This is a genomic window from Hyphomicrobiaceae bacterium, from assembly GCA_041397645.1.
Classification (GTDB): Bacteria; Pseudomonadota; Alphaproteobacteria; order Rhizobiales; family Hyphomicrobiaceae; genus Hyphomicrobium_B.
Map to the genome: position 1 here is coordinate 1 of JAWKWE010000008.1, position 17867 is coordinate 17867.

A 17867-nucleotide genomic window follows, 5' to 3' on the forward strand; every position below is an offset into this window, starting at 1 on the left:
AGGCCGCATTCGGTCTCAGCGTTGCCCTTCAAACGGCTGCGTTGGCGTGGTTTGCGATGCCGTGGATACGTACGTTCGGCAAAAGTCTCTGTCGTTCGTTCGCCCGGCCTCCCAAAGCGCGCGGCACCTCGGCCGGATCCGGACGGCCAGCCTTCGAGCGGCCCATTTTTGAGGCGTGTGACGGAGTGGATTGGTAAGCGGGGCGCAAAAGCAGTCTCATAAAACGCGGTCGCGTTACGTCGAACTGAGCCACTAAAGGATTGAGTTGGGCGAGCGCCCCTCGGCGAAAGCCCGGCCCAATGACTGATGTTGTTCCTCCCTGCAAATCGAATTTGTACCCATCGAGATCGCAATTCCGGGGACAGACGCGATGCGCTTGGATACACGACCTAATAGCGAAACGGCAGTTTAACGAGCGAGGCTGACCTCACAAGCTGTTGTTCACGCCGCCGTCGTTTCCGAGCGAAGACTCCGGACACTCCTTTGTTTCTCTTTTCCTACGCCAGGCTACTAACCCAGTAACTGCCTTGTTGTGCCGAGCCATTTCCTGCCCCTTCTATTCATCCCCATCTGAGGCCGCTCGGGACGGCCTCATTCGTTGGGGACAGCGGTGGCAATCCATTCCATTCAATCGGAGGCAATGTCGCGCGGCGCGCGCATGCTACGCACGGCGTTCGGTCCTGCGATCGCGCGCTTCCTGGAAGATCCTGTTGTCGTTGAGGTCATGCTCAACCCTGATGGGCGGTTGTGGATCGACCGGCTGTCGAGTGGTTTGGCGGATACCGGAGAAACGGTGTCTGCCTCGGACGGAGAGCGGATCGTTCGGTTGGTTGCGCACCACGTGGGCACCGAAGTCCACGCCGGCGCCCCACGTGTCTCGGCCGAGTTGCCTGAGACGGGGGAGCGCTTTGAGGGACTGTTGCCGCCGGTGGTTGCGGCACCAGCCTTTGCAATCCGGAAACCAGCGGTCGCCGTGTTCACGCTGGACGATTACGTCGCCGCCGGAATCATGACTTCGGGCCAGGCCAGCGCTTTGAAAGGTGCGGTCGAAGCACGCAAGAATATTCTTGTGGCAGGCGGCACCTCCAGCGGCAAGACGACGCTGACCAACGCACTCCTGGCGGAAGTTGCCAAGACCTCGGATCGTGTCGTTCTGATCGAGGACACGCGGGAGCTTCAGTGCAAGGCGCCAAATCTTGTCGCGCTTCGCACCAGGGACGGCGTGGTCTCGCTATCGGATCTCGTGCGGTCATCGCTTCGCCTGCGGCCTGACCGCATCCCGATCGGAGAGGTGCGCGGCGCCGAGGCGCTCGACCTGCTCAAGGCCTGGGGCACCGGCCATCCCGGCGGAATCGGCACCATTCATGCCGGTACCGCGCTAGGCGCGCTGCGCCGGCTCGAGCAGCTGATCCAGGAAGCGGTCGTCACCGTGCCGCGGGCCCTGATCGCGGAAACCATCAATGTCATTGCCGTCCTGTCCGGTCGCGGTGCCGAGCGCCGTCTAACCGAACTTGCTGATGTCACAGGACTCGGAACTTCAGGCGACTACAGCCTGACAGCAATGGGGGACCAATCATGAGTATCGTCACTTCGTGCAAGCGAATGGTCGCTTCGACGACCATGGCCGCGGCCGCCTGTTTGAGCGTAGGTCCAGCCTTGGCTGCCGGCTCCAACATGCCATGGGAGCAGCCGCTCAACCAGATCCTTCAATCGGTCGAAGGACCGGTCGCCAAGATCATCGCTGTCATCATCATCATCGTCACCGGCCTATCGCTCGCGTTCGGCGACACTTCGGGTGGCTTCCGCAGGCTCATCCAGATCGTGTTTGGCCTATCGATCGCGTTTGCCGCGTCGAGCTTCTTTCTGTCGTTTTTCTCGTTCGGCGGCGGAGTGACGATCTGATGGACGGTGAGATCCCAGGTTTCGTCACGCCGGTACATCGCGCGTTGACCGAGCCGATCCTGATGGGCGGTGCTCCACGTTCCATCGCCATCCTTAACGGCACGCTCGCAGCTGCCCTCGGCATCGGCCTGCGCCTTTGGGTCGCCGGCCTCCTGCTTTGGTTCGTTGGCCACATGGTCGCCGTCTGGGCCGCCAAGCGCGACCCTGACTTTGTCGAGGTCATCCGCCGGCACCTTCGCATCCCTGGTCATCTCAACACGTGAGGTCTTATATGATGAATCTTGCCGAATACCGCCGTTCCAATACCCGTCTTGCGGATTTTCTGCCGTGGGCGGCCCTTGTCGACGAGGGGATCATCCTGAACAAGGACGGGTCGTTCCAGCGCACGGCAAAGTTTCGGGGACCGGACCTCGACAGCGCCGTGCCGGCAGAGCTTGTTGCTGTTGCCGGGCGCCTCAACAACGCGCTGCGCCGGCTCGAATCCGGCTGGGCAATCTTTGTCGAAGCCCAGCGCCATTCGGCGGGAGCTTATCCGCCCAACACCTTTCCGGATGTCGCCTCTGCCCTGGTCGATGCGGAGCGGAGAGCACAGTTCGAAGAGGCCGGCGCCCACTACGAGTCGAGTTATTACCTGACATTTCTTTATCTGCCGCCGGCCGAGGGCACGGCAAGAGCGGAACGGCTGCTTTACGAGGGTAGCAACCGCACCGTGGATGCTGACGCACGGGAAGTTCTCCGCGGCTTCATCGACCGGACCAGTCGCGTGCTTCAGCTCGTCGAGGCGTTCATGCCCGAGTGCGCCTGGCTCGACGACGAGGCGACACTGACCTACCTGCACTCCACGGTCTCGACCAAGCGGCACCGGGTCAGGGTGCCCGAGATCCCAATGTATCTCGACGCGCTGCTTGCCGATCAACCGTTGACAGGCGGTCTCGAGCCGATGCTCGGCTCAGCGCATCTGCGAGTTCTGACCATCGTCGGGTTTCCGACGGCGACGACGCCCGGGATTCTCGACGACCTCAACCGTCTTGCCTTCGCCTATCGCTGGTCGACCCGCGCGATCATGCTCGACAAGGCGGATGCGACAAAACTTCTGACGAGGATCAGGCGGCAATGGTTCGCCAAACGCAAGTCAGTGGCCGCAATCCTGAAGGAGGTGATGACCAACGAGGCGTCTGCGCTCCTCGACACCGATGCGCATAACAAGGCGCTGGATGCCGACGCCGCACTGCAGGAACTGGGCTCGGATCAAATTGGGCAGACCTTTGTCACGGCGACAATCACGGTCTGGGACACCGATCCTGCTACCGCCGACGAGAAGCTCCGCCTCGTCGAGAAGGTGATCCAGGGGCGGGATTTCACCTGCATGGTCGAGACGGTGAATGCAGTCGAGGCCTGGCTCGGCAGCTTACCGGGACATGTCTATGCCAATGTCCGTCAGCCACCGATCTCAACGCTGAATTTGGCGCACATGATCCCACTGTCTGCGGTATGGGCTGGCGAAGCGAGGGACCACCATTTCAAGGCGCCACCGCTGTTCCTGGCCAAGACGGAAGGTTCAACGCCGTTTCGTTTTTCGCTTCATGTCGGCGATGTCGGACATACGCTGGTAGTTGGCCCGACCGGCGCCGGTAAATCGGTGCTGTTGGCGTTGATGGCATTGCAATTCCGGCGCTACGGCGAATCTCAGATTTTTGCGTTCGATTTTGGCTGTTCCGTACGTGCTGCCACGATTGCCATGGGCGGCGATTGGCATGACATCGGCGGCGTGCTCTCGGGCGAATCCGCGGAGTTCGTTGAGCTTCAGCCGCTTGCGGCAATTGACGAACCATCTGAGCGTGCTTGGGCAGCAGAGTGGATCACCGCGATCCTCGGTCGTGAAAGGGTCGAAGTCACGCCGGAAGCCAAGGATCATCTATGGTCGGCACTCACCTCGCTCGCTTCAGCACCGATCGGGGAGAGGACCCTGACGGGTCTTTGTGTTCTTCTTCAGTCCAATGCGTTGAAGCAGGCGCTGCAGCCTTATTGCCTCGGGGGGCCGTACGGCCGGCTTCTCGATGCGGAGTTCGAACGCCTTGGCGATGCCGCTGTTCAGGTCTTCGAGACCGATGGGCTGATCGGCACCGCCGTCGCGCCGGCTGTCCTTTCCTACCTGTTCCACCGTATTGAAGCACGGCTTGATGGTCGGCCAACTCTGCTCATCATCGATGAAGGATGGCTCGCGCTCGATGATGAAGGGTTTTCCGGTCAACTGCGTGAGTGGCTGAAAGCCCTTCGCAAGAAGAACGCCTCCGTCATTTTCGCCACCCAGTCGTTGGCTGATATCGATGGCTCCGCGATCGCGCCTGTTATCATCGAGAGCTGCCCCACGCGCATTTTGTTGCCGAACGACCGCGCCATCGAGCCACAAATCACGGCAATCTATCGACGCTTTGGGCTTAACGACCGGCAGATCGAGATCCTGGCGCGCGCGACGCCGAAGCGCGACTATTACTGTCAGTCGCGGCGCGGCAATCGCCTGTTCGAGCTCGGTCTCGGTGAGGTTGCCCTGGCCTTCACGGCCGCTTCCTCCAAAGCCGACCAGGCCCTTATCGAACAGGTCCTTGCCGAACATGGCCGTGAGGACTTTGTGCGCGGCTGGCTCAGGGCGCGCGACATCTCCTGGGCGACCGACCTCATCCCGCATTTCAGTGAATTGGAGGTCTCGAAATGAACCGCCTTTACCGCCTCGCCACCGCCAGCATAATCGCGATCACCGTTGCCGTCAGCTTGAGGCCGGCGTCGGCGCAATTGGTCGTTTTTGATCCCAATAACTATGCACAAAACGTGCTGACAGCCGCTCGCAGCCTGCAGCAGATCAACAACCAGATCGCGTCTCTGCAGAATCAGGCGCAGATGCTCGTTAACCAGGCGAAGAACCTGGCAACGCTGCCGTTCTCGTCGTTGTTGCAACTGGAGCAATCGATCCAGCGGACCCAACAGCTTCTCGCTCAGGCCCAGCGCATCGCCTACGACGTCGGGCAGATTGATCGTGCGTTTTCAACGACCTACGCGCCGGCAACATTCAGTATCTCGGATCAGGCGTTGATCGCAAACGCGCAGACGCGTTGGCAGAACGCAATGGCGGGCCTGCAGGACGCCATGCGGACGCAGGCCACGGTCGTTGGCAATCTCAATACCAACCGTACCCAGATGTCCGCGCTTGTCACCGCGAGCCAGGGCGCGACCGGGGCGCTACAGGCGAGCCAGGCCGGCAATCAGCTCATGGCCTTGCAAGCTCAGCAGCTAGCCGACCTCACGGCGGTCGTCGCGGCTCATGGGCGCGCACAGAACCTGGAGTCTGCTCAGCGTGCCGCCGCGCAGGACCAGAGCAGGGAGCAGCTGCGCCGCTTCCTGACCCCGGGCCAGGGATATCAACCCACAGCCGTTCGGATGTTTCACTGATGAAGAAGTTAGCGATCGATAGGCTGCCGATGATCGCGGCCATGGTGCTCGTCGTCCTCATCGTCGCGGCCTGTGCAATTCGCCTGCGTGACGACGAAAACCAAACCACGTCCGCCACATCCTTCGACCAGGCGTCTGATCCGTTGGCAACAAGGCTCGCGCAGTGCCGCTCCGTGACCTCGGAGCAGAAAGAGGCTCTGTCGGAATGTCGCAAGGCTTGGGCTGAGAAACGCCGTCAATTCCTCAGGCAGACATCTCCAACGTCCCCGGAAAGCGCCGCTTCTCACGGCACATCACCATTGTTCATCCCCTCTGAGCATGACCGCGGGCCCAGGCTCGGGCCGCACGATTCAGTAACGCAGTCTGGGAAGGAGTAAGCGATGAGCGGTACGGGCATTATCGACCAGTTCCTGGAGACCTTTACCCGCTACATCGATTCCGGCTTCGGGCTGCTTGGAGGCGAAGTCGGATATCTCGCCACGACACTAGCGGCCATTGACCTCACGCTGGCGGGCCTATTCTGGGCATGGGGTGCTGACGAAGACATCCTGGCGCGCCTTGTCAGGAAGACCCTGTTTGTCGGCGTCTTCGCCTTCCTGATCGGCAATTGGAACAGCCTGGCCCGCACCATCTTCGAAAGCTTTGCCGGTTTGGGTCTGAAAGCCTCGGGCACCGGCCTTTCCTCAGCCGATTTCTTGAGGCCCGGAAAGATCGCCCAGGTTGGCCTTGATGCCGGACGACCACTCCTCGACTCAGCCTGGGGACTGATGGGGTATGTCGGCTTCATCGAGAACTTTATCCAGATCGTGGTGCTGCTGTTCGCCTGGATCGTGGTGCTGCTGGCTTTCTTCATTCTGGCCATCCAGCTCTTCATCACCCTGATTGAGTTCAAGCTGACGACGCTCGCTGGCTTCGTGCTGATCCCGTTCGGCCTGTTCGGCAAGACCGCCTTCGCCGCCGAGCGGGTGCTCGGCAACGTGATTTCTTCCGGGATCAAGATTCTGGTGCTTGCCGTCATCGTCGGCATCGGCTCGACGCTGTTTGCGCAATTCACGGCAGGATTTGCCGGCAACCAGCCGACCATCGACAACGCGATGGCGCTTGTGCTCGGCGCACTTTCTCTTCTCGGCCTCGGTATTTTCGGGCCCGGCATTGCCAATGGCATCGTATCCGGTGGACCGCAACTCGGTGCCGGAGCCGCCGTCGGCACCGGTTTAGCCGCTGGGGGCGCCATCGCTGCTGGCGCCGGCCTCGCGGCAGGCGGCGCAGGACTGGCAGGTGGAGCGCTCGTAGGTGGCGCCCGTGGCGCAGCCACGATAGCGAGCGGAACGGCAAGTGCCTACCGAGCCGGAGGATTGAGTGGTGTCGCCAGCGCAGGCGGCTCGGCAATCGTCAGCCCGCTGCGCCGCATGGCAGCCGGACTGACAAGTAGCTCGCCGACCACAGATGCGCCTCCGGCCTGGGCGCGCCGCATGAAGCGCGCGCAGACCGTGAACCAGGGCGTGTCCGCCGCCACCCACGCCGTTCGTAGCGGCGATAGTGCCGGTGGCGGATCCTCCGTCGACCTGTCCGAGGGAGGGCAGTGATGTTCAAACGACCATCCGTGCATTACGGCCGCACGCCAGAGCCAGTGACGTCTTACCAGAAGGCGGCTCAGGTCTGGGATGAGCGCATCGGGTCGGCGCGCGTTCAGGCCAGAAACTGGCGGTTGATAGCATTCGGATGTCTGTTGCTGTCGGGAGGGCTCGCCGCCGGCCTCGTCTGGCAGTCCACCAAAGGCACCGTCACGCCATGGGTGGTGGAGATCGACCATCTCGGTCAGGCCCAAGCGGTTGCGCCGGCGAGTCCTTTCTATCAGCCGACCGATCCGCAAATCGCGTTTCATCTCGCGCGCTTCATCGAAGATGTGCGAGGCCTTCCATCGGACGCCATTGTGCTGCGTCAGGGTTGGCTCCGCGCCTACGACTTTACGACCGATCGTGGCGCTGCAGCGCTGAACGACTACGCACGTACCAATAACCCCTTTGCCAGGCTCGGCAACACACAAGTTGCAGTCGAGATCTCCAGCGTCATTCGCGCCTCGCCGGAGAGCTTTCGGATTGCATGGACCGAGCGCCGCTACGACAGCGGCCAGCTAGCCGCGACCGAGCGCTGGACCGCGATCCTTTCTGTCGTCATCGAAACCCCTCGCGATGCCGATCGTCTCCGCAAGAACCCGCTCGGCGTCTATGTCAATGCGATCAACTGGTCAAAGGAGCTCGGTTAGTGAGAAAACCCGTACCGCGATCCGCGCACCCCGAATGGAATCGAGCGCCCTTACGTCTCGCTTTTCTTCTGACGGTCGCGCTCTCCGGCTGCACGACCTTCAAGCCGCCACAGATCAGCTATGATGATGAGGTACCGCCATCTCCCGATCTCCCGATGCCGGCCGATGACCACGCGCGTCCCTTGCATGTCCCACCGGCCTGGACTCCAACTCGTGGCGGCAACAAGGGTGAAACAGAGTCAAAGGACCCGACCGGTCGCGTCGAGATCGCCAATGATGTGGCGCGTGTCCAGCCGCGGCGGGCAGGGTATTTCAATGCCGTACAGGTCTTTCCCTATAGCCCCGGCGCGCTCTATCAAATCTATGCCTCGCCCGGGCAGATTACGGATATCGCGCTCGAACCTGGCGAACAGCTAACCGGTTCGGGTCCGCTCGCCGCTGGGGATACCGTGCGCTGGATCGTCGCCGACACGGAGAGCGGCAGCGCTGATACCAGGCGCGTTCACATCATGGTCAAGCCAACGCGCCCCGCCATCGAGACCAACCTTGTCGTCAACACCGATCGACGAACCTACCTCATCGAACTTCGCTCTCGCGAAAAGCTCTACATGCCGTCGGTCGCCTGGTTCTACCCGGAAGACCGGACCAGCCGCTCCCGGACGTTGCCGCTAACGCCGCTCATCCCGGAAAAGGATCAGCGTCGATATCGCTATGTGATCGAAGGCGACAACCCGCCGTGGCGGCCAGTGAATGCCTATGACGACGGTCGCAAGGTCTACATCGAATTCTCGCCCGGGATTGGCCAGGGCGAAATGCCACCGCTGTTTGTCATCGGCCAGGACGGCAAGCCCGAACTCGTCAACTATCGCGTCTACAGGAATGTCCTGATTGCCGATCGTCTGTTCGCCGCGGCCGAGCTTCGCCTCGGTACAGACAATCAGCAGAAAGTCCGAATTGTCAGAAACGATGGGAGGCGATCGTGACAGACAACGGCCCAAGCGAGAGCGTCGGTCCCGTATCTGGACCACGGCCGTCACCTGCCGATCGCGCGCATGCCTTGCGTCTGGGTGCAGAGCGCCCAAGGATCACGAGGCTTTCCCGAAGGGTGCTTGCCGGCGGCGCGGCCCTGGCTTTGCTGCTCATCTCTGGCGCGGCGCTGTGGGCGCTAAGGAATAACCATCAGCGCAATCCGGCGCCGGACGAGCTCTACAGCACGAATCATCACAACATCGCAGATGGGCTCGCGACGTTGCCGAAGGACTATGCCGGGATCCCGCGCGATGTGCCGCCGCTTGGACCGCCTTTGCCTGGCGATTTAGGCCGTCCGATTGTTGCAGCGCAGACCCAGACCGGTCCCATAGCGGTCGATGCCGAGCAACAGCGCGTCAACCAGGAAACGGAATCGGCGCGGACGAGCAAGCTGTTCGCTACCACGAATATCCGCCCGCCGTCCGCTACAACGGCATCGAATGACGCGCCCACCACCGAGACGACGTCGTCAGACGAAGCATTCGCTCAGAACGGCCAGGATCGAAAGATCGCCTTCGTGAATGCCTCGGTCGACAGACGCACAACGGGCCCGGATCGTCTGGCCAAACCAGCATCGCCCTTCGTGGTTCAGGCAGGGACCGTCATTCCAGCTGCCTTGCTGACCGGGATCCGCGCTGACCTGCCGGGCCAGATCACGGCACAAGTCACCGAGAACGTTTTCGATTCGCCGACCGGGCGGGTCCGACTCGTTCCGCAGGGCGCGCGACTGATCGGGACTTACGATAGCCGGGTCGTGTTTGGACAATCACGCGTGCTCCTGGTCTGGACCAGGTTGATCATGCCGAACGGCCGGTCCATTGTGCTCGAACGGCAGCCGGGAGCCGATGCCGCGGGCTATTCCGGCCTTGAGGATGAGGTCGACAACCACTGGAAAGAGTTGTTGCGAGCAGCTGCGCTGTCAACGTTGCTCGCCGTCGGGACCGAGGTGAATTCGGGCAGCGACGTCAACAGCACGAACGGCGCCCTCATCCAGGCGTTGCGACGAGGAGCAGGCGATTCCGCCAGCCAAGTTGGGCAACAGCTCGTTCGGCGCAATCTCAATATCCAGCCGACGCTGACGATCCGGCCGGGATTTCCCGTTCGTGTGATAGTCAATCGCGATCTCGTGCTCGAACCCTACGGAGAATAGCTTTCGGCCAATAGCCTAAGAAAGCTAGTTTATAAATTATGGATGAAAGTCTATTCCTCGCTTCTGCGAGCTATTAGCAAGATTCTCTGCAAAATACGACTGCATCGAGTACCCACTTTGGTCAAGTCTTCGAACAGCGCAGATTAACCAGACTGTTCCAGCTTACGACAGTCTGGTTTTTGACCCCGCCTACGCATTCAACCGCGTCAAGGCACAAAAATCTCCCGCGATTGCTCGCGGGAGATTCTTGCTTTGCGCGCCTGAGATTCATTCGGAAGGCACATCGCCGTGAATGGTGTCGCCGAACAATTCCCACTTCGTGCCCTTAAATCTCATTAGTTGAAGCGAACTGATCGGGGCAAAATCGGTCGGCCCGGTGTTGATCTTGACGCCCGGCAGCAGCGTGTCGGGCACGAAGTCCTTCAAATTCGCTGCCTGCTTCATGACATTGGCACGCGTGAGATCGTCGCCACACATCTCGAGTACCTTCGCCAAAGTCTGGGCAGCGCCATAACCATAGATGTGGCCGCTATCGGTCTTGTCAGCACCCGGCATGTATTTGTCGATGAACTCGGCCCATTTCTTCATGCCGGGATCGTTGGCCCATTGCGGATCGGTCGCGTCCTTTGCGTAGGCAGCTGAAATCACACCCTGTGCATTGTCAAAGCCGGCGGGTTGCATCACGCTACCTACCGAGGCCGAGACGTTGGTCATGATCTGCAGTGGCTTCCAGCCGATCTCAGACGTTTTCTTTATCGCTTGCGCTGCGAACTTCGGGGTCGTGTAGATCAGAAAAACGTCTGGGTTGGCGGCCTTGATCTTGACGATGTGGGAGTCGATCGTTGGTTCAGAAACTTCGTGACTCTCTTCCATGATGATATTGGCAGTCTTGGCGCCGAACCCATCCTTTGTGCCCTTGACATAATCTTTGCCGAAGTCGTCGTTCTGATAAAGGATGGCCACCTTCGCATTTGGCTTCTCCTTCATCAGATATTTGGCGTAGATGTGCGCCTCACTCTGGTAGGAAGGCTGCCAGCCCATCGTCCAGGGGAAATTCTTGGGATCGTTCCACTTGGTGGCACCCGTCGCAACGAACAGCTGCGGGACTTTCTTTGAGTTGAGATACTTCTGGACCGCTGTATTGGACGGCGTGCCGAGCGGGTTGAAGACGAGCAAGACTTCGTCGCTTTCGACGAGCTTGCGGACCTGCTCTACCGCCTTCGGAGGAGAGTATGCGTCGTCGTACGTTATGAAGTTGATCTTACGACCATTGATGCCACCGCGATCGTTGATCATCTTGAAGTAAGCTTCCTCAGTCTTGCCGATCACGCCATAGGCGGACGCCGGACCACTGTAGGGCATGATGTTGCCGATCTTGATTTCGGCGTCGGACGCGCCGGTATCGTATTTTTTTTGAGCGAGCGCGGCGGATGGCGAAACCGCCAGCATCGTCAAGGTAAGGGACGCTGCGGCGAATCTGTAGGTGACTGTCATCATTCCATTCTCCCTTTGCTTTTTATGAATCAGTCCTTACGAGAATTCCCTTGTCGTGGACCAGTGACCGGCGCCTTGCTCGAGCTGAAACGGCTTGATGGCATCCTATTCGCAAACATAGGCACCTCTCCCACTTGCCAGAAGGGCGCCGTCGGTACCGACAACACGTGTTTCAGCAACGCTGAATTGGCGCCCCATCTTTACCAATCGGCCAATTGCGCGCAGCTGACCAGGTAACGCAGGTCGATGGAAATCGACGTGCAGATCGATTGTCGCGCGCGGTGTTCCTCCAGCTGCAAGGATGGTGTAGAGTCCAGTCAGGTCGATCAATGCGGAAAGAATACCGCCGTGCGCCGACGCGATCTTGGGATTGGATACAATCTCGTCTCGCCACGGCATTTCGAGTACGAGTTCGTTCATATTGGAATCAACCAGAGTCAGGCCGAGCCAGCGATGAAAGGGTGCGATCAGCAGACGTTCGCGTAGTTGCTCAATATCGTGTGGCTTCTTTTCTCGGCTCACGAGGCCACCTCCGCGACATGCCTTCGGATCAGGAATTCAACGATGGCCTGACCAAAAGCATCATTTTGATCCCCCACTACCATATGCGTGGCGTCGGCGATGTCGGTGTACTCGGCGTGAGGGACCAACCTCTTGAAATGCGCCACAGCCTCGGGAGACACGAGATCGCTGGAACCTCCCCGGATCAAGTGCACGGGCAGGCGAAGCCTTTCGGCCGCAGCGTTGAGCGCAGCGTGCCGGCCATCGATCGCCGTCGAATCCGCTATCTGTGGTCGAATGATTCGATCGATGAAGGCGGGGTCCCAATGCCAGTAGTATCGTCCGTCTTCCTTGCGGCGAAGATAGGTTTGAAGTCCGGATGAAGCCTTGCGGGTTGGCCGATGCGGCAAATAATTGGAGATCGCCTGCGCAGCCTCCTCCGGAGAGGCAAATCCTTCGCGCGCATGAGCTGCCATAAAGCCAACAATGCGCGCAACGCCTGCCGGCTCCATCTGTGGAGCGATGTCGACAAGGGTAAGAGACGCAAAGCTAAAGGGGCTCAGTTCGCCTTCCGCGAAAATGCCTGCCAGCCCCCCGAGCGAGGCCCCAATCAGCGCCGGCCTTCGACTGTTCGCGTTGGCGATAGCCGCAATATCGTTCGCAAAATCCCGGATGTCATAGGCTCCATCGTCGGCCCAGGCGCTATCGCCATGTCCGCGAAGGTCAATGGCAATTGATCGAAATCCATGCCTGGCCAGCAGTTGCGAGACAGCAAACCAACTCCGCCGTGTCTGGCCTCCGCCATGTGCCAGCATAACCGGAAAGCCATTGTCTGGCCCCTCTATCGAGGCGGCAATTCGGTGGCCCCGGTGCCCAGCGAGTGTGATCGCGGGCTGCGTCATGCTTTCAATCCAGCGTGGGCGTTAGTGTCGATCGCCGTTGTGTGACAGGGTTTGAGGGACCGCGGCTTTGGCATTGGCGCTGTCGGGAATCCCGGGGCGGGATTGTCGAGGCAAGCATGTTCGTGGTCCAAACTCATGGCGCTCTGGCCGAACAATTGCGTGCGATTTTTCTGATGCATGGGAGTGCCGCGCCGATGTCGAACGGCTTCGGCGACACCTGGCCGATCAGGTTTTGGCCCTTGAAAGTCGTGGTCAGATCGAGAACCCAAATCAGCGAAGCCTTTTCAAAAAAACAGCAGCAGCACTGCAATGCTAAACGGTACGCCGACGACACCTACGACCATCGCCGCGACGACCATCGCGATCGTTGATGCCGAGCCCTTCTCGGCTTGCAGCTTCACCCGTGTTCGCCGCTGTCTCATTAGCTTGTGAACCGCCGAACGCATCTTACCCGCGCTTCAGGCATTCGAAGATGCGCCCTCCCTTTTTTTTCACGAATAGACCTATTCTTATAAAGAAGCAAGCTTATGATAGCCTTGCACATGGAACTATATGTCGCGAGGGGAATCATGGTGCTTGAAAAACCAGGTGTGAGACCGCGAAAAGCTAAAACTTGCGGGGAGCCAGCGTTGGGGATTGTTTGAAAAGACGTTTCGACGTAATTGCGGGATTTCGGCCCCGAGGAAAATGCCATGAGCATACGAGCATTTTGCTTGATCGGCCTTTTGATGCTTTCGCTGCTCTCGCCATCGGGAGCGGTGCTGCGGTCAAACGTCGCGGCTACTGAAAGCGGCCCCCCGATTACCGACGATACCGATCAAGGGGCTTCACGTGAACTTCAGTTCTTTCGTGAAGCCAAAGTTTCGTTGCGGAGGGCAATCAAAATCGCAGAGAGGCTGCATACCGGATCAAGGGCCTTCGATGTCAAATTCGATATCCTGGCTGATTCCGCGGTTTACTGGGTCAAGACCATGCGGAAACGCAGATTTGGGAGAATGCCATCGACGCAAAAACGGGAAGTGTAGCGAGGAATGAAACTGTCTCCTCTCTGGAGGGCCGTAATGCTGACGACGGAAATAGATTGCCTGATCTGAAGAGCGTAGGGCAGGAATTGTCGGATGCTGTCGCTATCGCAGAGAAGGTCACGAAAGGAAGTGCCATTAGCGCAGCTTTGATGAGCAGGAACGGCAGACTGAACTTCATAATCTTGATCGTGAGCGGCGATCAGCTGAAGGAGGTCACCCTCGAGCCACCGAGAGTACGGCGTCCGTGATCATTTGCTGGCCACTGCAGCTGCGTGGTTCGGGTTCGGGTATAGAGGGGCCGGCTCGCCCTTCGGTTAAGGCCGCTTCAGAGTAGTTATCGGACCGAGCATGCAAACGCGTTGGCCCCGACTGCCTTTTCCCGCCTGCCTCGCCTTGGGTTAACCGGAACTGGTTTCTTCCTTGACGCGTTTTGGAAGCGTGCGGCACTCTTCGGCGACCGAATAGGAACCGAGCCATGGACAGTGTCGGCAGTCGAATCAGGGATATCGTCAGCCGGCACCTTGGCGTGCCGCCGGAGAAGATCACCGAGTCTGCTCGGTTTATCGAGGATCTAGGCGCTGACAGTCTGGATACGCTTGAGCTGCTGATAATTTTTGAAGAGGCATTCGGCTGTGAGGTTCCCGACGAGGCTGCTGAATCTATCCATACTGTGGGAGATGCACAGAGATATCTCGAAGCCAAGGTAAAAACGTAGCCGAATTTCGGGGGGAGGGACAAGGGCGGCAGACGCGTGGCTGTACGCCAATATAGGTTCTGATTGCATTGCGAGCTTGTGGTGAGGCGCCCGCACTCGGAACGGGCCAAGAGCGACGCAAAGTCGGGTAAGCGCTGAGCAAAAGTTCCCCTCGGACGTCCGTTCCATCCTACGAGAATCCGCAGCCGCGCCTTGACTATTACATAAGCTAGCTTATAATATCATTATGTTATTGGAGATGGAAATGAGTCGCGCCTCTGTGGATCAGGATTTTTTGTTCACTCTCGCCGAACTGGCTCGAATGCTGCGTGTCTATGCCGACAAGGAAGCAGGGCGTTTTGGCATTACGCGCGCACAATGGGCGGTCTTGGCTAAAGTGGGGCGCAATGAGGGCATGAGCCAGGCTGAACTCGCTGAACAGATGGAGATGCAGCCGATTACGTTGACGCGGCTGGTCGACAGGTTGTGTGAGAACGATTGGATCGAGCGCCGCGGCGACGCCAATGACCGGCGCATCAATCGTCTTCATCTCTTGAAAGCCGGTCGCCAGTTGCTTGGCAAATTGGCCGGACTGCGTTCGGAACTGACAACCACCGCGTTGAACGGCATTCCCCCGGCAGAGGCCTACCGCCTTCTCACACAACTCGAGGCAATCAAGGAAAACGTTCGTAACGCGGTTCAGAATCCGGTCGAGGACGTGTCTCGGAAGGAACACCGTTATGGCTGATCCCGTCCTGAAATTCCCTCCTGAGCACAAGGGCGAGCCGCCCGTTCCCGGCCGACAAAAGATTGCCGCTGAGCCGCGCCGGCGACTGATGGCGGGCTTGCGTCGTTATCGTCGCTTGCTGTTGCTCGTAGTCTTGCCGCTGGTCGCGGCGCTGGCCGGCGTTACATTCTATCTGAACGGCGGACGCTACGTCACCACGGACAATGCCTATGTCGGCGCGCAGAAAGTGCTGATAACGCCGGATGTTTCCGGCAAGATCGTCAGCGTTTCCGTGAAGGAAGGGCAGATTGTCACGCCCGGCGACACGCTGTTCCAGATTGATCCTGTGCCCTATCAGCTGGCGCTGGCACAGGCGCGCGCCAAGCTGGAGGACGCCAAGACCAACCATGCCAATCTCGTCGCCAATGTGAAGCTCTATTCGCAGACGCTCGAAATCGTCGGCGCTGGCATCGCTATCAAGCAGCGCGACGTCGAGCGCAAGTCGTCGCTCGTGAAAAACAATGTCGGATCACAGCTCGATCTCGACAACTCCATGACCGGGCTCGTGACCGCGCAGGCACAGCAGCAACTGGTCCGCCAGCAGCGCTCCAATGCACTTACCCAGTTGCTTGGTAATCCCGATTTGCCGCTGGAGGAGTTCCCCGCCTATTTGCAAGCCAAGGCGGCGCTCGACGATGCGCAGCGAAATCTCGACCTCACAACGGTTCGCGCGCCGATCAACGGGACGGCCACGCAAGTCGAGCAGATCCAGCTCGGCCGCTACGTCACCGCGGGCACGCCCGTGTTTTCCGTGATGGACGCAGCCAACCCCTGGGTAGACGCAAATCCCAAGGAGAGCGACCTGACCTACGTCGCGGTAGGCCAGCCCGTTTCGCTGGAGGTTGACGCCTTCCCCAACCATCTTTTTAAGGGAAAGGTCGGTTCTCTGTCGCCCGGAACCGGCGCTCAGTTCGCGATCCTCCCGCCGCAAAACGCGACCGGCAACTTCGTGAAGGTGGTTCAGCGCGTGCCGGTGCGCATCTATTTCGACAAGAGCGACCGCATGCTGCGCAAGCTGAAGGCTGGCATGAGCGTCTATGCCACCATCGACACCGGTCACAAGCGCACGCTGGCCGGTCTGCTCGGGCTCTCGGCAACAGCAAACCAGCACGAGGATTGACGTCATGTCGGGTCCGCTCCCTCCGGGCCTGCGGCGGAACATGGTAACAATCTGCGCGATGACGGCCACCATCATGCAGGCGCTGGACACGACCATTGCCAACGTCGCGCTGCCCTACATGCAAGGCACATTGTCGGCGTCGCAGGACCAGATCAACTGGGTGCTTACCTCCTACATCGTCGCCGCCGCCATCATGACCGCCCCTGTAGGCTGGGTGGCCAATCGTTTTGGACGCAAACGCATCTTCATCGTCTGCTCGGCCGGGTTCACCGTGGCATCCGTGCTGTGCGGGCTGGCGCACGATATCGGACAAATGGTGGCGTTTCGTCTGTTGCAGGGGGTATTCGGCGCCGCGCTCGTGCCCCTTTCGCAGTCCGTGATGCTTGACTCCTATACGCTACAGGAGCGAGCCAAAGCGATGGCGATCTGGGGCACGGGCGTGATGATGGGGCCGATCATGGGACCGTCGCTTGGGGCTTGGCTCACTGAAACTTATTCCTGGCATTGGGTTTTCTTTGTCAATCTCCCATTCGGTGTGCTGACGGTCCTTGGCTTATTAGCTTTCATGGACGAGACTAAGAAGGATCTTACGCTCCGGTTCGATTGGTTTGGATTTGCCGCATTGGCCGTTGCCATCGGCGCCCTGCAGCTCGCGCTTGATCGTGGCGAGCAGCTGGGGTGGCTTGAATCGAATGAGATCATCGCCGAATTCATCATCTCGGCCGTCGGCTTCTACTATTTCTTCGCGCACTCCTTCACCACCGCCACCCCGTTCATCCAATTCGCGCTGTTCAAAGACCGCAATTTCGTGACGGGCTGCATTTTCATGACCGTCATGGGATTAGTCCTGTACTCGACCATGGCGCTCGCCTCGCCGTACCTGCAGAACGTGATAGGCTATCCCATTATCACCGCGGGTATGCTGCTTGCGAGCCGTGGCTTCGGTACGTTCCTCGCCATGATGATGGTCGGCAGGTTAATGAGCTTTATCGAGGCTCGAACGTTGATCATCGCCGGCTTGACGCTGACGGCGGGTTCGCTATTCCAGATGACCGGATGGACCGAAATGACCCAGGTTCCGGAAATCATCACGGTGAGTGTTTTTCAGGGCTTCGGCTTCGGCCTTGTGTTCGTGCCCTTATCTACCGTTTCCTTCTTGACGCTTCCCAACCAGCTCCGCACCGACGGGACGTCGATGCTGACGCTGTTGCGCAACGTTGCCAGTTCGATTGGAATTTCAATTGTGATTGCTGAGCTCACGCAGGGAACGCGCCGCAACTATGCGATCCTGTCCGAGCACATCAATCCATTCAACCACGCCCTGCAAATGCCCGACGTGCGTGGCATCATCAATCTTTCAACTGATGCTGGGCGCGCGATGGCCGATAAGATGGTAGCAATGCAGGCGCAGATCATCGCGTTTTCACAAGACTACCAATTGGTCATGCTGTTTATCCTGGCCTCGATTCCACTTGCGATCATGATCGGCTCGACAAAAGCTACGTTGCGCAAGTGACCTGACCGGGCTTTTTTGGACCAAGCGATGTGAGAGA

At 59.5% G+C, this 17867-nt stretch carries 19 protein-coding genes; 16 read left to right on the plus strand and 3 right to left on the minus strand.

Annotated features, from left to right (window positions below; all coding sequences use genetic code 11):
• From R3D51_18750 to R3D51_18800, 11 genes are all read left to right on the plus strand, one after another.
• A partial coding sequence (locus tag R3D51_18750; protein MEZ5901524.1) for an MFS transporter occupies nucleotides 1-197 on the plus strand: 197 nt, incomplete at its 5' end.
• Between the two features lie 413 nt (nucleotides 198-610).
• The gene (gene trbB, locus R3D51_18755) at nucleotides 611-1579 is read left to right on the plus strand and encodes a P-type conjugative transfer ATPase TrbB (protein MEZ5901525.1); all 969 of its coding nucleotides are present in this window, start codon (nucleotides 611-613) and stop codon (nucleotides 1577-1579) included.
• Between the two features lie 41 nt (nucleotides 1580-1620).
• Entirely contained in the window at nucleotides 1621-1902 is a 282-nt protein-coding gene (locus R3D51_18760) for a TrbC/VirB2 family protein (protein MEZ5901526.1), read from the plus strand.
• Nucleotides 1902-2165 (plus strand): VirB3 family type IV secretion system protein, encoded by a 264-nt coding sequence (locus tag R3D51_18765; GenBank protein ID MEZ5901527.1) that lies wholly within the window; start codon nucleotides 1902-1904, stop codon nucleotides 2163-2165. The genes R3D51_18760 and R3D51_18765 overlap by 1 nt, the downstream gene beginning before the upstream one ends.
• A gap of 8 nt (nucleotides 2166-2173) precedes the next feature.
• Nucleotides 2174-4615: a conjugal transfer protein TrbE gene (trbE, locus tag R3D51_18770; GenBank protein MEZ5901528.1), complete on the plus strand. Its 2442-nt coding sequence runs from the start codon at nucleotides 2174-2176 to the stop codon at nucleotides 4613-4615.
• Complete coding sequence (gene trbJ / locus R3D51_18775) at nucleotides 4612-5346, plus strand: P-type conjugative transfer protein TrbJ (protein MEZ5901529.1); 735 nt, start codon at nucleotides 4612-4614, stop codon at nucleotides 5344-5346. Before trbE ends, trbJ begins: the two co-directional genes overlap by 4 nt.
• Nucleotides 5346-5723 carry a putative entry exclusion protein TrbK-alt gene (gene trbK-alt, locus R3D51_18780; protein ID MEZ5901530.1) on the plus strand — a complete coding sequence of 126 codons (378 nt, stop codon included), beginning with the start codon at nucleotides 5346-5348 and terminating at the stop codon, nucleotides 5721-5723. The genes trbJ and trbK-alt overlap by 1 nt, the downstream gene beginning before the upstream one ends.
• Before the next feature lie 3 nt (nucleotides 5724-5726).
• Nucleotides 5727-6932 carry a P-type conjugative transfer protein TrbL gene (gene trbL, locus R3D51_18785; protein MEZ5901531.1) on the plus strand — a complete coding sequence of 402 codons (1206 nt, stop codon included), beginning with the start codon at nucleotides 5727-5729 and terminating at the stop codon, nucleotides 6930-6932.
• Entirely contained in the window at nucleotides 6932-7612 is a 681-nt protein-coding gene (trbF, locus tag R3D51_18790; protein ID MEZ5901532.1) for a conjugal transfer protein TrbF, read from the plus strand. The genes trbL and trbF overlap by 1 nt, the downstream gene beginning before the upstream one ends.
• A gap of 68 nt (nucleotides 7613-7680) precedes the next feature.
• Nucleotides 7681-8595, plus strand: coding sequence for a P-type conjugative transfer protein TrbG (gene trbG, locus R3D51_18795; protein ID MEZ5901533.1), 915 nt, complete (start codon nucleotides 7681-7683; stop codon nucleotides 8593-8595).
• Nucleotides 8592-9791: a TrbI/VirB10 family protein gene (locus tag R3D51_18800; GenBank protein ID MEZ5901534.1), complete on the plus strand. Its 1200-nt coding sequence runs from the start codon at nucleotides 8592-8594 to the stop codon at nucleotides 9789-9791. Before trbG ends, R3D51_18800 begins: the two co-directional genes overlap by 4 nt.
• A 267-nt stretch (nucleotides 9792-10058) precedes the next feature.
• On the opposite strand, the gene R3D51_18805 is transcribed toward R3D51_18800, so the two are convergent.
• The 3 genes from R3D51_18805 to R3D51_18815 form a co-directional block, all read right to left on the minus strand.
• Complete coding sequence (locus tag R3D51_18805; GenBank protein MEZ5901535.1) at nucleotides 10059-11240, minus strand: ABC transporter substrate-binding protein; 1182 nt, start codon at nucleotides 11238-11240, stop codon at nucleotides 10059-10061.
• A gap of 150 nt (nucleotides 11241-11390) precedes the next feature.
• The gene (locus tag R3D51_18810) at nucleotides 11391-11807 is read right to left on the minus strand and encodes a hotdog fold thioesterase (protein ID MEZ5901536.1); all 417 of its coding nucleotides are present in this window, start codon (nucleotides 11805-11807) and stop codon (nucleotides 11391-11393) included.
• On the minus strand, nucleotides 11804-12688 hold the full coding sequence (locus tag R3D51_18815; protein MEZ5901537.1) for an alpha/beta hydrolase: 885 nt from the start codon (nucleotides 12686-12688) through the stop codon (nucleotides 11804-11806). The genes R3D51_18810 and R3D51_18815 overlap by 4 nt, the downstream gene beginning before the upstream one ends.
• 116 nt (nucleotides 12689-12804) lie before the next feature.
• Here R3D51_18815 and R3D51_18820 point away from each other — a divergent pair, with 116 nt between their 5' ends.
• From R3D51_18820 to R3D51_18840, 5 genes are all read left to right on the plus strand, one after another.
• Entirely contained in the window at nucleotides 12805-13059 is a 255-nt protein-coding gene (locus tag R3D51_18820) for a hypothetical protein (GenBank protein ID MEZ5901538.1), read from the plus strand.
• 1129 nt (nucleotides 13060-14188) lie between these two features.
• The gene (locus R3D51_18825) at nucleotides 14189-14428 is read left to right on the plus strand and encodes an acyl carrier protein (protein MEZ5901539.1); all 240 of its coding nucleotides are present in this window, start codon (nucleotides 14189-14191) and stop codon (nucleotides 14426-14428) included.
• 244 nt (nucleotides 14429-14672) lie between these two features.
• Nucleotides 14673-15155: a MarR family transcriptional regulator gene (locus R3D51_18830; GenBank protein MEZ5901540.1), complete on the plus strand. Its 483-nt coding sequence runs from the start codon at nucleotides 14673-14675 to the stop codon at nucleotides 15153-15155.
• Nucleotides 15148-16314: an HlyD family secretion protein gene (locus R3D51_18835; protein MEZ5901541.1), complete on the plus strand. Its 1167-nt coding sequence runs from the start codon at nucleotides 15148-15150 to the stop codon at nucleotides 16312-16314. The genes R3D51_18830 and R3D51_18835 overlap by 8 nt, the downstream gene beginning before the upstream one ends.
• A 4-nt stretch (nucleotides 16315-16318) precedes the next feature.
• Nucleotides 16319-17830 carry an MDR family MFS transporter gene (locus R3D51_18840; protein MEZ5901542.1) on the plus strand — a complete coding sequence of 504 codons (1512 nt, stop codon included), beginning with the start codon at nucleotides 16319-16321 and terminating at the stop codon, nucleotides 17828-17830.
• The last annotated feature ends 37 nt before the right edge of the window (nucleotides 17831-17867 follow it).

Excerpts from the sequence above, each read along its gene's own strand:
- R3D51_18760 (MEZ5901526.1), top strand. The coding sequence starts at position 1,621 with ATGGCCGCGGCCGCCTGTTTGAGCGTAGGTCCAGCCTTGGCTGCCGGC.
- R3D51_18765 (MEZ5901527.1), top strand. The coding sequence starts at position 1,902 with ATGGACGGTGAGATCCCAGGTTTCGTCACGCCGGTACATCGCGCGTTG.
- trbE (MEZ5901528.1), top strand. The coding sequence starts at position 2,174 with ATGATGAATCTTGCCGAATACCGCCGTTCCAATACCCGTCTTGCGGAT.
- trbJ (MEZ5901529.1), top strand. The coding sequence starts at position 4,612 with ATGAACCGCCTTTACCGCCTCGCCACCGCCAGCATAATCGCGATCACC.
- trbK-alt (MEZ5901530.1), top strand. The coding sequence starts at position 5,346 with ATGAAGAAGTTAGCGATCGATAGGCTGCCGATGATCGCGGCCATGGTG.
- trbL (MEZ5901531.1), top strand. The coding sequence starts at position 5,727 with ATGAGCGGTACGGGCATTATCGACCAGTTCCTGGAGACCTTTACCCGC.
- trbF (MEZ5901532.1), top strand. The coding sequence starts at position 6,932 with ATGTTCAAACGACCATCCGTGCATTACGGCCGCACGCCAGAGCCAGTG.
- R3D51_18805 (MEZ5901535.1), bottom strand. The coding sequence starts at position 11,240 with ATGCTGGCGGTTTCGCCATCCGCCGCGCTCGCTCAAAAAAAATACGAT.
- R3D51_18815 (MEZ5901537.1), bottom strand. The coding sequence starts at position 12,688 with ATGACGCAGCCCGCGATCACACTCGCTGGGCACCGGGGCCACCGAATT.
- R3D51_18820 (MEZ5901538.1), top strand. The coding sequence starts at position 12,805 with ATGTTCGTGGTCCAAACTCATGGCGCTCTGGCCGAACAATTGCGTGCG.
- R3D51_18825 (MEZ5901539.1), top strand. The coding sequence starts at position 14,189 with ATGGACAGTGTCGGCAGTCGAATCAGGGATATCGTCAGCCGGCACCTT.
- R3D51_18830 (MEZ5901540.1), top strand. The coding sequence starts at position 14,673 with ATGAGTCGCGCCTCTGTGGATCAGGATTTTTTGTTCACTCTCGCCGAA.
- R3D51_18835 (MEZ5901541.1), top strand. The coding sequence starts at position 15,148 with ATGGCTGATCCCGTCCTGAAATTCCCTCCTGAGCACAAGGGCGAGCCG.
- R3D51_18840 (MEZ5901542.1), top strand. The coding sequence starts at position 16,319 with ATGTCGGGTCCGCTCCCTCCGGGCCTGCGGCGGAACATGGTAACAATC.